Origin of the sequence: Dielma fastidiosa, from assembly GCF_000313565.1 — a bacterium.
Lineage (GTDB): Bacteria > Bacillota_I > Bacilli_A > Erysipelotrichales > Erysipelotrichaceae > Dielma > Dielma fastidiosa.
In genome coordinates, this window is the sequence record NZ_HE578927.1 from 366,998 (window position 1) to 379,978 (window position 12,981).

Annotated in this window: 16 protein-coding genes; 4 read left to right on the forward strand and 12 right to left on the reverse strand. The window is 41.8% G+C overall.

Annotated features, from left to right (window positions below):
• Nucleotides 1-26: 26 nt before the first annotated feature.
• The gene (locus tag DAHG_RS19510; RefSeq protein WP_022938539.1) at nucleotides 27-962 is read right to left on the reverse strand and encodes a 1-phosphofructokinase family hexose kinase; all 936 of its coding nucleotides are present in this window, start codon (nucleotides 960-962) and stop codon (nucleotides 27-29) included.
• Between the two features lie 199 nt (nucleotides 963-1,161).
• Here DAHG_RS19510 and DAHG_RS11685 point away from each other — a divergent pair, with 199 nt between their 5' ends.
• The gene (locus DAHG_RS11685; protein ID WP_022938540.1) at nucleotides 1,162-1,581 is read left to right on the forward strand and encodes a hypothetical protein; all 420 of its coding nucleotides are present in this window, start codon (nucleotides 1,162-1,164) and stop codon (nucleotides 1,579-1,581) included.
• A gap of 33 nt (nucleotides 1,582-1,614) precedes the next feature.
• On the opposite strand, the gene DAHG_RS11690 is transcribed toward DAHG_RS11685, so the two are convergent.
• The 5 genes from DAHG_RS11690 to DAHG_RS11710 are packed head-to-tail and all read right to left on the reverse strand — an operon-like array spanning nucleotide 1,615 to nucleotide 6,746.
• The gene (locus DAHG_RS11690; RefSeq protein ID WP_022938541.1) at nucleotides 1,615-2,634 is read right to left on the reverse strand and encodes an acyltransferase family protein; all 1,020 of its coding nucleotides are present in this window, start codon (nucleotides 2,632-2,634) and stop codon (nucleotides 1,615-1,617) included.
• Between the two features lie 51 nt (nucleotides 2,635-2,685).
• Complete coding sequence (locus DAHG_RS11695) at nucleotides 2,686-3,060, reverse strand: YbaN family protein (RefSeq protein WP_022938542.1); 375 nt, start codon at nucleotides 3,058-3,060, stop codon at nucleotides 2,686-2,688.
• Nucleotides 3,057-3,374 (reverse strand): nitrous oxide-stimulated promoter family protein, encoded by a 318-nt coding sequence (locus tag DAHG_RS11700; protein ID WP_022938543.1) that lies wholly within the window; start codon nucleotides 3,372-3,374, stop codon nucleotides 3,057-3,059. Before DAHG_RS11700 ends, DAHG_RS11695 begins: the two co-directional genes overlap by 4 nt.
• On the reverse strand, nucleotides 3,374-5,014 hold the full coding sequence (locus DAHG_RS11705) for an amino acid ABC transporter ATP-binding/permease protein (protein WP_022938544.1): 1,641 nt from the start codon (nucleotides 5,012-5,014) through the stop codon (nucleotides 3,374-3,376). The genes DAHG_RS11700 and DAHG_RS11705 overlap by 1 nt, the downstream gene beginning before the upstream one ends.
• On the reverse strand, nucleotides 5,007-6,746 hold the full coding sequence (locus DAHG_RS11710; RefSeq protein WP_022938545.1) for an ABC transporter ATP-binding protein/permease: 1,740 nt from the start codon (nucleotides 6,744-6,746) through the stop codon (nucleotides 5,007-5,009). Before DAHG_RS11710 ends, DAHG_RS11705 begins: the two co-directional genes overlap by 8 nt.
• A 158-nt stretch (nucleotides 6,747-6,904) precedes the next feature.
• Between DAHG_RS11710 and DAHG_RS11715 the strand changes: the two genes are divergently transcribed.
• Nucleotides 6,905-7,690: an HAD-IIB family hydrolase gene (locus DAHG_RS11715; RefSeq protein ID WP_022938546.1), complete on the forward strand. Its 786-nt coding sequence runs from the start codon at nucleotides 6,905-6,907 to the stop codon at nucleotides 7,688-7,690.
• A 61-nt stretch (nucleotides 7,691-7,751) separates the two neighbouring features.
• Complete coding sequence (locus DAHG_RS19515; protein ID WP_022938547.1) at nucleotides 7,752-8,342, forward strand: GNAT family N-acetyltransferase; 591 nt, start codon at nucleotides 7,752-7,754, stop codon at nucleotides 8,340-8,342.
• A 14-nt stretch (nucleotides 8,343-8,356) separates the two neighbouring features.
• Here the strand turns inward: DAHG_RS19515 and DAHG_RS11725 are convergent, their stop codons facing one another.
• The 4 genes from DAHG_RS11725 to DAHG_RS11740 form a co-directional block, all read right to left on the reverse strand.
• On the reverse strand, nucleotides 8,357-9,118 hold the full coding sequence (locus DAHG_RS11725; RefSeq protein WP_022938548.1) for an ABC transporter ATP-binding protein: 762 nt from the start codon (nucleotides 9,116-9,118) through the stop codon (nucleotides 8,357-8,359).
• Complete coding sequence (locus tag DAHG_RS11730; protein ID WP_022938549.1) at nucleotides 9,111-10,130, reverse strand: FecCD family ABC transporter permease; 1,020 nt, start codon at nucleotides 10,128-10,130, stop codon at nucleotides 9,111-9,113. Before DAHG_RS11730 ends, DAHG_RS11725 begins: the two co-directional genes overlap by 8 nt.
• Nucleotides 10,087-11,004, reverse strand: a complete 918-nt coding sequence (locus tag DAHG_RS19520) for an ABC transporter substrate-binding protein (RefSeq protein WP_022938550.1) — start codon at nucleotides 11,002-11,004, stop codon at nucleotides 10,087-10,089. The genes DAHG_RS11730 and DAHG_RS19520 overlap by 44 nt, the downstream gene beginning before the upstream one ends.
• A 93-nt stretch (nucleotides 11,005-11,097) precedes the next feature.
• On the reverse strand, nucleotides 11,098-11,511 hold the full coding sequence (locus tag DAHG_RS11740) for a DUF3887 domain-containing protein (RefSeq protein WP_022938551.1): 414 nt from the start codon (nucleotides 11,509-11,511) through the stop codon (nucleotides 11,098-11,100).
• A gap of 213 nt (nucleotides 11,512-11,724) precedes the next feature.
• Between DAHG_RS11740 and DAHG_RS11745 the strand changes: the two genes are divergently transcribed.
• A complete protein-coding gene (locus DAHG_RS11745) occupies nucleotides 11,725-12,102 on the forward strand; it encodes a desulfoferrodoxin family protein (RefSeq protein WP_022938552.1) in 378 nt (125 codons plus the stop codon).
• Nucleotides 12,103-12,147: 45 nt separating this feature from the next.
• Here the strand turns inward: DAHG_RS11745 and DAHG_RS11750 are convergent, their stop codons facing one another.
• Both DAHG_RS11750 and DAHG_RS11755 read right to left on the reverse strand, forming a co-directional pair.
• On the reverse strand, nucleotides 12,148-12,390 hold the full coding sequence (locus DAHG_RS11750) for a hypothetical protein (protein WP_022938553.1): 243 nt from the start codon (nucleotides 12,388-12,390) through the stop codon (nucleotides 12,148-12,150).
• Entirely contained in the window at nucleotides 12,387-12,869 is a 483-nt protein-coding gene (locus DAHG_RS11755) for an MGMT family protein (RefSeq protein WP_022938554.1), read from the reverse strand. The genes DAHG_RS11750 and DAHG_RS11755 overlap by 4 nt, the downstream gene beginning before the upstream one ends.
• Nucleotides 12,870-12,981 lie beyond the last annotated feature (112 nt).

The window sequence follows — 12,981 nt, forward strand, 5'->3', positions numbered from 1 at the left end:
AATATAAAAACGGATCATTAGATCCGCTATTTAAGTTCTATAATTTCAGCCCTGCCTGCCCATTCCTTAATCGTATGGATATCAGTAGGATGCGCGTTCTTGCTGAGCATTGCCGCAGTATAACAGCCGCTGGCTAACTGAATGACTTCATGTATGTCTGCGTTTTGTTCCATACCAACCGCAAATCCCGCCACAAAGGCATCGCCGGCACCGACGCTGGTTTTCACATCGACATCAGGAAATTCAGTCTTAAAAACATTGCTGGCAGTAAATACATAAGCACATTGCTGATGAACAAGCGTAATTCCCATCTGCAAATCATAGTCTTCAATCATCCGTTTGCCGCATTGTATCAGCTCAGCTTCACTTAATTCATGATCAATATGATACAGCTGGCGCAATTCATCAGGACTAGCCTTGACAATTGCCGGTTTAGCTTCAATACTGTCTGCAAGATGACGGTATGTCGTATCTAAAATAACCACTGAGCCATTTTCTTTAGCCATTTCAATCAATCGGCTGTAAGTGGAACGCGACATCCCCTTTGGCATGCTGCCTGAGAGAATCAATATACATTCACCATCTAAGCAGCCGCGTAAATAATCAAATAATTCATCCTGCTCACTCTGCAGAATAAAAGGCCCCTCTTCATTAAACTCCGTCATTCGGTTATCCGCGTCTACGATCTTCAAATTATTGCGTGTATTGCCGATAATCTGAATCATATGACTTTCAATCTCTTCGCGCTGAAGCAGACAATCAATAAAATTACCGCCGCTGCCGCCTAAAAAACCAGTCGCGATTGAAACTGAATGCAAAGCCTTAATCGTCCGTGATACATTGATTCCCTTGCCGCCCGCATCACTTTCAACCTTGCTAAGACGATTTATTTCATACTCCCTAATTGCATCCAGACGGGCTACCTTATCAACCGCCGGATTTAATGTTACTGTCACGATCATATGTACCGCCCCTTTTTCACAACTCTTAACGTAGTTATCATTATAATACAAAAAGTCCCTATTTATCAACATTATTTACTTTTTTATTAGTTTTAGGCAGGCTTTGGTAAAAATTAAACAAAAGAATTAGAAAAATACGAATAAACATTTGTATGATAATCATTTTCACACTATAATTTAGGTAAAGGAGGATAAGGATATGAAATTAAGAATTACCGCTTATGCTGTTGATGCCTTCAGATTTGCTTGTATTATGAGTTTTATCAATGTTCTCTTAAGCCGTTTTGGGATTTATGGCACTGCTGATAAACTGATTTTTAATGAATATGGGCTCTCACCTTGGATCAGTGAAGTCTGCAATCTCGCATTATGTTTCCTCCTGCTGTGGGCAGCCTTAAAAATGATCGGCAAGCAAACCAATTATCCTGATTTCACACACATCATTCCTTTATGGAGCATATTCTTGATTGATAGCTTGGGCTGCGCGCTGCTGCTTTTGGCTGGCTGGATACTGACCTTGGGTTTAAGCAGCTCACTGATATTTGCCATGATTGAATTACTGATTATTTCCCTCTCCTTATTTTCGATTCACAAAACCAAATACCGCCGTTATGATTAACAAATAAAAAGCAGCTGAGCTGCAGATTTTGTCTTATTGTGTCGAAAGCTGTCGATGTTTGATGAATTTTCTGATCATCGTTATCAGCATGGATAAGCCATGGGTACAAAGCATGACACTAACGAAACGGAACAAACCGCTGTCAAACAGCTGTTTCTGATGAATCAAGCCTAAGCCCATTGGTATCAGTTCAATAAACATCACATGCGTAAAATAATATAAGCTGCCTAAATCTCTCAGTTTGCGGCAGTCGCGGTGATAGTTTACCGCTCTTGCCCATTGAAACATGAAATAAGATAACGGTACCAGCATAAATAAGAAATTAAAATCATAACCATCGGTATTATACATTCGAAAAGCTTCAAAAATCAGCATTGAAAAGCAGATAAAAAAGGCTAAGCCATTCTTTTTAAACCTTGTCAGCCAGTTATCCTGAGCGGCAATAAAACCGATGACAACAAAAATCATGCCGTAAAACAAGCCGTTGCGGGTTGTGAAAAAGATTCCCATATAAGAGGCGACAATGGACTGCAACGCCGGATCAAGATAAGCGTTATATGTTTCAGCGGCTCCGATCGTATACAGAATCAAACTCCAAATAAACAAAGAACGCAGGCTGAATTTTTTAGTATAAAAGAAAGTAACCAGCACTGAGAAGACCAATGCCGGTACATACCATAAATGATAGAACGTTCCCACATTAAAAAACGCGTAGATTAAGGCTATCGGATAAAGAATAATCGGAATATCTAGGTTGCTCTGTACCCATAAGATACCAAAGGGCAAATAGATAATGCTCCAAATAATATATGTTTTCATTAAAGAAATCATATAGTCTTTAATATAAACATCGCCGCGTTTTTTTAGATTATTGGCAATAAAGTAACCGGCACAGACAAAAAAGAACGGTACTGCTACCCGGCCAAAGATATTAATTACAACAAAATTAGCCCATTCTGACAGATCCTTTAATGGATTCACGTGGACAGCTACGACTAATATTGCGCATATATATTTTAATAAATCAATTAAATTATAATTACTTCTTTCCATTCACTGCACCTCGGATTTATTATATCACAGATAAGGCCAGTGCTTGTAGCTCTATTCAGCAGTTTCCGCTTGGATCGTTTTAATACAGAAAAAGAAGTACCAATATTTAAAAACAAGTAAGCCGGTAATGAATAAACGCATTAGGATATGATCGACCAGAATCATTGGGAATAGGAGCATAATACTTGCCGGAATCAAAATACTGAGCTTTGTTTTTAAGGTCATCGCTCGATTTTGTACATAACTGTCCAAATGCTTTTGATAAAGTGATGTGCCGCATAACCAACGGTGCATACGCTTTGAAGATTTGGTGAAACAGAATGCAGCCAGCAGCAAAAATGGTGTGGTCGGCAAGATGGGCAGTACGATACCGATTGCGCCTAAAACTAATGAAATTGTGCCAAGAACCATGTAGAATATTTTCATTTGTGTCTCCTTCTTGATGAGAGGCCATGTTTAAGCAGCAGTATGGGATGATGAAACAGCATCCGCCAGCTGCTTTTTTTCATAACATCTCTGATCTGTGATCGTTTCTCCAAACTATAACAATGAACCTTACAGCTGCTGCAAAATGTCTTAACAGCCATAAACGGACAGCAATCAATGCGCTGACAGGCATAAAGCAGCAGGTCCTGACATGAGGCGCACAGCTGTTTTTCATGATGGGTATGCTTACAATAGCTTTTGATCATCAGTTCAACAACTTGTTTCTCCGCTTCCCTTTTCTTTGCATCCGTCATCAGCTGACCCGCCCGCTTTCCATCTCAATAATCTTCGAAGCTGCCTTTAGTGTTGATTTGCGGTGTGATACCAGAATAATTGTTTTATCTGTGCAGGCAGCCAGTGATTTTAAAATGATTGCTTCATTTAATGCATCTAAGTTGCTGGTTGGTTCATCAAGCAAAATGCAGTCTGAATTATGCAGGAAGGTACGGGCTATGCCAATACGCTGACGTTCCCCACCTGACAGTGAGCTGCCCAGCTCCGCAACCGGTGTCTGATACCCCTGCGGCAATGATTCTATAAATTCATGGATACTCGCTTTCTTACAAGCCGCAGTGATTTCCTCATGGCTTGCGTCAAGCTTGGCAATGCGCAGATTAATCTCAATCGAATCATGAAATAAGACGGTTTCTTGTGTCGCATAGCTTTCCATATGCCGCAGATCTTCTGTATTGATGGTATTCAGCGGCCGTGAATTAATACTGATACCGCCCTTCTGAATTTCCCAAAAGCGCATTAATAGCTTCAGCAAGGTTGACTTGCCGCTGCCGCTTTTGCCATGGATGCCGATAATTTTCTTTTCATCAAAATCGAGGCTGACATCATTAAGAATCATTTCCTGATCATAAGCAAAGGCAATATGATCCACATGAATGCTGCCGTATTCAGCCGGCGCTTTACCTTCAATATCATAAACCTGTGGTTTTTCCTCAAGCAGTGAGAGTACGCGTCTGCCGCTGGCCAGAGTCACTAACAGATTATTGGACAGACTTGACAAAGCCAAAAAGGGGCCAAAGCTTGAAAACATTAAAATGAAAGCGAAAAGCGCGCCGGTGAATGATAACTCATGGTTAAGCACCAGAATCAGCGCTGTATAAAGTGTACATAACGCTGCTCCTACAACCACGAAGCTGCCTAATGACTGGGATAGGCCTTCGATATCTTTGAGCTTTTTCTGCAGCTGATTTACAGCTTCACTTTGTGAACGTATGCCCTCAAGGCGCTGTTCGCCATTACCAAACTGCAGGATTTCAAGCATGCCGCGCAAAGATGCAAGCAAATATCCGCTTAGTGCTGATATTCTGCCGCGAACCCGATTACCGGCTTCCTTTCCCAGCTTAGTGACAACTAGAGGGATGGCAATGCTGACCAGCAAGTAAGCAATCAAGGCAATCAGCGCAAAGAGCGGATGAACGCGGTAAAATAAATAAAGCAGAACAATGCCGCAAAGCAGGGCAATCAGAATTGGGGAAATCGTATGGGCATAAAAGACTTCAAGCAGTTCAATATCGTTGGTGATCAGCGCGATCAATTCCCCTTTGTCGCGCCCCTCCAGCTTTGCCGGTGCCAGCCTGCGCAGTGCTTTAAACACTTTATCTCGAATCAAGGCAAGCAGTTTGAAAGCAATATAATGATTGCATGCCTGTTCCAGATAATGCAGGATACCGCGCAATACAGCTAATAGAATTAAAATCAGAAAAGGAATTGTTAAATCAAGTGAATGAGAGCCAAGATAGGCAGCAATCGTAACTGCCAAAACCGGTATGAAGATAGCGCATAGATAACCGATGACACCCATTAATACGGCGATGCACATTACGCCGCTCAGCGGTGCTACAAGCGTAATCATTTTACGCATGACTTTAAAATTACTCATGATCGGCCTCCTTTGTAAATGCCTCTAGTTCTTGCTGCTTCTGATAATATTGCGCATATACTGACTGATTCGCAAGCAGCGTTTCATGACTGCCGGCTTCTGCGATGCGGCCCTCTTGCATCACATAGACGATATCACACGCTTTTACATTGGCCAGCCGATGGGTAATCATAATTACGGTTTTAGTTTTAGCCAATGTACGAATTACCTGCAGGATCGCATCCTCACTCTCGACATCAATACTGCTTGTAGCTTCATCAAACAGATAGATTTCACTGTCCTTAAGCAAGGCTCTCGCCAAGCCTAAACGCTGACGCTGACCGCCGGATAAGTTAGAAGCCTGTTCCAAAAGCTGTGTATCAAGGCCCTGCTGACTCATGATAAAATCATAGAGCTGAACCTGCTTTAAAACAGCTGATAATACTTCATCATCAATGGTTTTACCCATTGTCAGATTGTCACGAACACTGCCCTTAAACAAGACACATTCATGACCGACATAGGTTACATGTTTCCAAAATTCAGTATCGTTCAGCGTTTCCCGATTTTGATTATTAAATAAAATCGCGCCGGATGAGCTTTTTTCAAGTCCCATCAATAAGCTTGCCAATGTACTCTTGCCGCTGCCGCTTTCTCCTACAACGGCCGCAAACTGTCCGGCTTGGATCTCCATATTAATATCTTTTAAGATCTGGCGGCTTTCATCATATGAAAAATTCACATGCTTGAGCTGAATCGAAATCGGCGCATTATCAAGCTTGCCTGATGGCTGTTCTGTGATCTCATAGTCCAGAATCTTAAATAATTTTTCACTTGCCGCGATCCCATTCATCGCAATATGGAAGAAGGAACCAAGCAGTCTTAACGGCAGAAAGAATTCTGCTGACAGCATTAAAATGACAAGCACACCCCAAAGGCTGAGTGAACCGTTGGCATAAGCTATTAAAGCGGTAATACTGCCAACTGCCGCTCCGCCATAGGCGACGATATCCATCACACTGATCGAGTTAAGCTGCATCGTCAGCACCTTCATGGTAATCTTTCTGAATTGTTCAGCTTCCTTATTCATCATATCGTTTTTGTATCCATCAGCCTGATAAATTTTTAATGTTGTCAAGCCCTGCAGATTTTCTAAAAAGCTGTCACCGAGCGTCGTATAAGACGTCCAGTATTTAGCCAGCAGTTTTTTAGCGAATTTCTGAACAGCCACAATCGAAATGGGAATTAACGGCACACAGATCAAAAGCACCAACGCACTTTTCCAATCAATAAAAACAAGCAGGATAAATAACGTACATGGTGCCAGCATACTGTAAAAGAATTGCGGCAGATAACGGCCAAAATATGTTTCCAGCTGATCACAGCCCTCACTGCTTAGCTGTACCAATTCACTGGTCGAACAAATACGCCGGTAGCCGCTGCCCAAAGCCAATAGCTTTTGATAAAGACGTATCCGCAGGTTTACTTTAATATCCTCGCTGGCTTTATAGGAATAATGAGAACTAAGCCATGCTGACAGCATTCGCAGCAGAAGTAAAACAAGAATAAAAAGACTTCCCTGATTCAGTCTCGATACAGTCAAAGTCTGCTGCCAGACACTGCTGATCAGCTCAGCCATCGTATAAACAATGCCTATATTCAGCAGCAAGCCAAGCCATTGTACTAAAACCTGTTTCATAATATATTTCTTCGCATGCCCGGATTCCGCAAGCAGCCTTTTATCAATCATCATCAAGATCCCTCACTTTTGTTAGTTTAAGTTAACTATCGTAAAGTTTACCACAGTTAACACATTGAGTCAATATCTATTAAACCTATCGGCTTTCCCTTCCTTATCAGTTGCCTTTTTTTATTACTTACTGTATGCTTATAAAAAAGGAGTCTGATGCTATGAAACCAATCCAAGCTGTATTCTTTGATGTCGATGGAACATTGTATGACAATGCTGTCAAACAGTTCCCTGCTTCTTTATTACCGGCATTAAATAAACTGCGCGCAAAAGGAATAAAAATTTGTATCAATACCGGACGTTTAAAATCTACGGCCAATAATATTAAGCTTTTTGAATATTATGATTGGGATGGCTTCATTGGCGGCGGCGGCCGATATTTTTATAATCAGCACGGTGAACTGATTAATACGCATACCTATACACTGAAACAGATTGAAGAAATTCTGCGATTAACAGAACTATATAATCTGAATGTGCGTTTTCTTTCTGATGAGGGAGATTATATTTTAAAAGAGGCTGACGAAAATATGCTGAGTGCATTTGCTCATTTTAATGTACCGGTGCCGAAAATCATTAAACCGTGGGACGGCAAGCCAGTGAATGCAGTTGTAGCCTATGCTCCTGAAGGTTTTAATTGGCATGTGTTTGATTCATTGCCGGGTATTCAATGTGTATCGGCTTTTAAAACAAACGCTGACTTTTTGCTGGCTGATTTTAATAAAGCAACCGCAAGCCGTGAAATGATGGCTTATTGGGGACTTGATGGTGATTATATTGCTTTTGGTGATTCGGATAATGATATTGAAATGATTCAGGACGCGCCGATTGGTGTATGTATGGCAAATGGAAATGAAAAGACTAAAGAGGCGGCTGATTATGTCTGCCCTGCTGTGAATGAAGACGGCATTGCCAAAGCCTTAAAACATTTTGGATTGATCGATTGATGTCTTATATGTCAGAATTTGTCGAAAAGTTCAATGTAAATGAATAGAATGGAGACAGAATATGAAAATCCGATGTATTGAAGATCAAGATATTCAGGAAGTATTTATGATCTATAAGCCCTACATTGAGAAAACCTCGATTACTTTTGAAACCGAGGTGCCTGCTTATGAAGAATTTGTCGAACGTGTGCATCACAAGCTGTCACAGTTTCCATGGCTTGTATGTGAAGCTGATGGAGAAATTATTGGTTATGCCTATGCTTCTCGTTTGCGCGAGCGGGCCGCTTATGACTGGGATGCTGAGTTGAGTGTTTATCTGAAAGCTGAAGTTCACAATCAAGGCGTCGGCACCTTGCTCTACCAAGCCCTGGAAGACATTTTAAAAAACATGCATTATGTAAATCTCTATGGCTGCATTACGATTCCCAATGAAGCCAGTATCCGCCTGCATCAAAAATTGGGATATAAGCCCATCGGCATCTTTCATAACAGCGGTTATAAGGATGGCTGCTGGCACGATGTCCTATGGATGGAGAAGAATATCCAGCCATGGCTTCCACCCGAGCCAATAATACCCTTTCCTGCCTTAAACAGCCAAGCGCTGACAGCGATGTTGATAAAAAACGAAAAAAATGATTTCCTAAATACATAAAGGAAATCATTTTTCTATACTTCTGCTTCAATAAACGGATATCTTTTTTCGTTTTCATTAAAGATTTTAATGCGAATGTGAAAAACGCGTTCAAGCAAATGATCGGCAAGAATTTGATCAACACTGCCCTGTGCTTCAATTCTTCCATCATTCATCACAATTAACTCATCAGCAAGCTGCAGCGCCTGACTCAGATCATGCAGTGTCAGCAGGATTGTTTTTCCCTGTTCCTTTAACGTTTTAATCAGCTGCATGACTTCTAATTGCGAAGTAAAGTCCAGATAGGTTGTCGGCTCATCAAGCAGCAGCCACTCACAGTTTTGTGCCAAGGCCATGGCAAGAAACACACGCTGGCGCTGACCGCCGGAAAGCTCATCCACATACTCATGCGCAAAGCGTGTTGTTTGGGTCTGAGCCATAACCTGATCCACGATGCTGCGGTCTTGTTGGGTGGAGGAGCGCAGAAAGCCCTGATATGGATAGCGGCCATGTCCCACTAATGTTTTCCCGTGAATATGAGGAATCGGCCGGGTCTGCGGAAGATAGGCAAAGCATTTAGCACGCTCATTTAACGTATAGGTATTCAATTCTCTTTCAGCCAGTAAAACCTTGCCCTCACTGACCATACTGGGCGTTAAAATCCCCTTCATCATCGTTGTTTTACCGCAGCCATTAGGCCCGACGATCACATGTATGCCGCCTTTTTTAATTGTCAGATTCAGCGCTTTAAGAATCGGCTCATGATAACCGATTGACGCATTTTCAAATCTAATCATGAAGCCGCCTGCCTTTCTTATTGATTAACAGAAACAAAAAGAAGGGACTGCCGATAAATGCCAGCACAATACCCACCGGCAATTCATAGGGGGCAAAAAACACCCGGCCCGCCAGATCACAAAGCAAGGTAAAAACAGCGCCGCATAAGCTTGCGAAAGGCAGTAATACCCGATGATCATTGCCTACCATTTTTCTTGCGAAATGCGGAACAATCAGACCGACAAAGCCAATCAGACCGGCATAGGATACCGCACAGCCCGCCAAGAGCGACGCAAACAGCAGCAGCAATAAACGCAGCCGGGAACTGTTCACCCCTAATGATAGTGCGACCTCATCACCCAGCATTAAGATATTCAATGAACGAGCCAAGAAACATACCGCACACAATGCGGCAAGAATCAAGACAGCCGGCAGGGCCAGCTGTGAAAAATGAATATTCGCTAATGAGCCATTCATAAAGACTTTAACATTAACTGCCAGATCGATATGCATCAATTCTAATGCTGACATCATCGCATTCAGAAAGCTGCTTACCGCTACCCCTGATAACACCAAGGTAATGCGTGAAGCGCCTGTCTTAGCAGCGATTGACACGATCAATACCGCACTCAAAAAAGCGCCCAGAAAAGCCGCCAGTGCCGCATAAGAGCTATAATCAGGCAGCAGCGCCAGCAGCAGCATCACCGCAAAACCCGCCCCGGCATTCACACCAATCACATTCGGCGAAGCCAGCGCATTATTAAGCACGCCCTGCAATAATACACCCGCCGCCGAGAAAGCAGCCCCGGCTAACAGCCCACCCGCCAACCGCGGCAGGCGGATCGAAAAGAGAATTGTATGTTCCAAGCTGCCGGCATCACTTAAGCCTTTCAGCAAGTCATTCAAGGACAACGGCACACTGCCAAACACCAGACACAGGATTGAAACAATTAACAACAAACTAATACCCAGAATAAACAAAGATAACTTATTGGAACAGATGCGGATAAAGAACCTTTGCAAGACCTTCATATGCTTCATCCCAGCGTGCATTTGGTTTATAGTGATATAATTCCTTATCAAGGAAGATCACCTGTCCCGTCTGCACTGCCTTAACCTGCTGCCATGGCGCTGACTGCATTTCATTCTTTACATAATCAATGGCAGCCTGGGTATCACTGCCCATCATCGTTACAAAAATAATTTCCGGATTCTCTTTTAAAATCACTTCCATACTTAATTCATCAAGCAGCAGCTTCGCGTGTTCAGCAATATTATCCGCCTTCAGCTCATTCAGCATTTCACCGACAAAATGATCACCCGCTTTAGCCTTCATCCCTGTTGAAAAAGCTCTCAGCAATAAAACCTTCGGATTCCCCTCAGCATCCTTAAGCTTATCAAAAACAGCATCTACCCGTGCTTTCACATCACTGCCATATGTTTCATAGGCCTGCGGATTATCCATAATATCGGTAAATATCTTTAAACAATTCAGATATTGATCAAATGAATCAATCTGAAAATAAGCATGCGCGATACCGGCATCACTCAGCAGCTGATCCAATTCTAAATGATTCGGATAATCTAAAGACAGAATCACAAAATCAGGCTTAACTGCCAGCAGCTGTTCACTGTTTACCTCTTTGCCGCTGCCCACAATCGCAATCTCTTCATCAATTAAACCGCGATCCAGTGCGTCCTGTACACTGGCAATGATTTCACCGCCGGCATTCAGCCAGATATCCGCATACGAGCCCATCAGCACGGCTGTACGCTGCGGCTTTTTAGTCACTTCAACTTGAACTCCGCGATCATCAATAAAGGATACTTTTTCCGATACATCCTGACTTGGCGCGCTGCATGCGCCAGCCAGCAATAAAATTACACATAAAAATATTTTTTTCATTTTCATCTCTCCATTACAAACTTTACTATTCTATCACAATCACAATCATTTGTCTCTACCAGGAAGCCGAAAAAAAAGTGCAGCCTTGCCGCACTATTTACCTGTAAACTCACTGAAGGTAATACCGGTAATCTTTCCTTCTCCATCAAAACTGATATTCAGATTAAAATTCTGTTTAGAGAATTTCATCGGCAGAGTAATGATATTCTTACTCTCTTCACTTGAGCATAAAGCCGCCTGCATTTCCTTAAATTCACCAAATGAATCTACTTTTGATTTTAATAAATCAATCATTTTTCCATTATTTAAGACATCTGACATTTCAGCTGAATAATTATATGTAAGAGCTGTATCATAGTCATGATCAATTAAAGTCTGCGCATAGTCTTTTGCTGTTGCGGCATTTGTGGCCTGATCTTCAGGACAAGCTTTTCCTTCTGGTCCTTCTTTGACACATCCGCTTAACAGCATGACAGCCAAAGTCATCAGAATTCCTATTTTTTTCATAAACGTCGCCTCCCGTGCTCTTTAATAATATCACATTATGAATTTTTTTCAATCTTTCTTTTACCATGGCTGTCTCAATGAACAATAAAACAACATGAAAAACCGCATAAAATGCTTAACTCAATCATCAACGGTATAAAAAAGCATATTAATTGACCTCACGTATATATCCTATATAATAAGGGCATACCTAATAAAAGGAGGGTATTATTTATGACAAAATTTTATCGCTGTGCTATTTGCGGCAATATTGTAGAAATGATTGAAGATAAACATGTTCCGGTTTTCTGCTGCGGAGAGAAGATGCAGGAATTAGTACCTAATACAAGTGACGGAGCTAATGAAAAACACGTACCGGTGGTTAGTATTGTGAATGATACATGCCATGTTGCAGTTGCGTCAGTCGCTCATCCAATGGAAGATGCTCACTCAATTCAATGGATCTATGTAGAAACCAATAAGGGCGGCATGATCAAGTACCTGAAACCGCATGAAGTACCAGCCGCTGATTTTAAACTTGCGGAAGGTGAACAGGTAGTTGCTGTTTATGAATACTGCAATCTGCATGGTCTTTGGTCAGTGACTCTATAAAACATACAGTAAGCCAGCTAACCGCTGGCTTTTTTTAATCTAAAATTATTTTTTAATCCGCATGCCAATCAGCAGACCAAGCAATGATCCCAAGCTGATAAAATAAGGAAGAAAAGCCGGCATTGATGATCCGATTGCCGCACCAAAGCAAAGTCCTAAAGCAACTCCCTCAGCCATGCAGGTTGCTGCCTTTTCATCGGTTTTGTGCTGTTTCTTGATGATGAATACCATAGCAACCGCAATCACACCCGCCGCTAAAACAGGGGCAATACTTTTTATAAACATCATAAGCTTAAATCAAAAAGAGCTTTTTCATAATCTGCCACATAATATTTGATATTTTTACGCCCTTTTTGAATGATTGTATGCCCTTCTGCCATCAGCTGTGCCTTCTGCCTTTCAATGCCGCCTGGATATTTTGAATTCAATTCACCATTGGCTTTTAATGTCCGCCAGTAAGGGGTTAGTGAATCAGAACGCTGCTCACTGGCCCATGCGGCGATTGAAACGAAGATTCCGGCGGTGATTGGATCAGTGAAATCAGCCTCATTTTTAGCCGCAAAATAATCCCTGATTTTACCCACGGTAATAACCTTCCCATAAGGAATCTGTTTCATAATCTCATCATAAGCAATCGGCGGGGCAAAGTACATCCTGCTGCCGCCGTATTTTTCAATACTTTTGCTGTCAGTGATGATCTGAAGCTTCGGCATTCCCTTATTATCCTTCAGCATCGCGTTAAAGTCTTTCTTGTCTTCATTAGCCATAACAGCCACCTCCTGCCTTAAGCATAACCATTTTATTCATACCATGCAATGAGACTGTTTAATTTAAAAAAGTCTTTTCACAAGACTTTAACCATCATTTCTTTAAAATTCT

What these genes read in the sequence shown, in the direction of transcription:
- DAHG_RS11700 (WP_022938543.1), bottom strand. Translation starts at nt 3,374, where the DNA reads ATGACGGATGCAAAGAAAAGGGAAGCGGAGAAACAAGTTGTTGAACTG.
- DAHG_RS11730 (WP_022938549.1), bottom strand. Translation starts at nt 10,130, where the DNA reads ATGAAGGTCTTGCAAAGGTTCTTTATCCGCATCTGTTCCAATAAGTTA.
- DAHG_RS11745 (WP_022938552.1), top strand. Translation starts at nt 11,725, where the DNA reads ATGACAAAATTTTATCGCTGTGCTATTTGCGGCAATATTGTAGAAATG.
- DAHG_RS19510 (WP_022938539.1), bottom strand. Translation starts at nt 962, where the DNA reads ATGATCGTGACAGTAACATTAAATCCGGCGGTTGATAAGGTAGCCCGT.
- DAHG_RS19520 (WP_022938550.1), bottom strand. Translation starts at nt 11,004, where the DNA reads ATGAAAAAAATATTTTTATGTGTAATTTTATTGCTGGCTGGCGCATGC.
- DAHG_RS11685 (WP_022938540.1), top strand. Translation starts at nt 1,162, where the DNA reads ATGAAATTAAGAATTACCGCTTATGCTGTTGATGCCTTCAGATTTGCT.
- DAHG_RS11690 (WP_022938541.1), bottom strand. Translation starts at nt 2,634, where the DNA reads ATGGAAAGAAGTAATTATAATTTAATTGATTTATTAAAATATATATGC.
- DAHG_RS11715 (WP_022938546.1), top strand. Translation starts at nt 6,905, where the DNA reads ATGAAACCAATCCAAGCTGTATTCTTTGATGTCGATGGAACATTGTAT.
- DAHG_RS19515 (WP_022938547.1), top strand. Translation starts at nt 7,752, where the DNA reads ATGAAAATCCGATGTATTGAAGATCAAGATATTCAGGAAGTATTTATG.
- DAHG_RS11725 (WP_022938548.1), bottom strand. Translation starts at nt 9,118, where the DNA reads ATGATTAGATTTGAAAATGCGTCAATCGGTTATCATGAGCCGATTCTT.
- DAHG_RS11750 (WP_022938553.1), bottom strand. Translation starts at nt 12,390, where the DNA reads ATGATGTTTATAAAAAGTATTGCCCCTGTTTTAGCGGCGGGTGTGATT.
- DAHG_RS11695 (WP_022938542.1), bottom strand. Translation starts at nt 3,060, where the DNA reads ATGAAAATATTCTACATGGTTCTTGGCACAATTTCATTAGTTTTAGGC.
- DAHG_RS11740 (WP_022938551.1), bottom strand. Translation starts at nt 11,511, where the DNA reads ATGAAAAAAATAGGAATTCTGATGACTTTGGCTGTCATGCTGTTAAGC.
- DAHG_RS11705 (WP_022938544.1), bottom strand. Translation starts at nt 5,014, where the DNA reads ATGAGTAATTTTAAAGTCATGCGTAAAATGATTACGCTTGTAGCACCG.
- DAHG_RS11755 (WP_022938554.1), bottom strand. Translation starts at nt 12,869, where the DNA reads ATGGCTAATGAAGACAAGAAAGACTTTAACGCGATGCTGAAGGATAAT.
- DAHG_RS11710 (WP_022938545.1), bottom strand. Translation starts at nt 6,746, where the DNA reads ATGATGATTGATAAAAGGCTGCTTGCGGAATCCGGGCATGCGAAGAAA.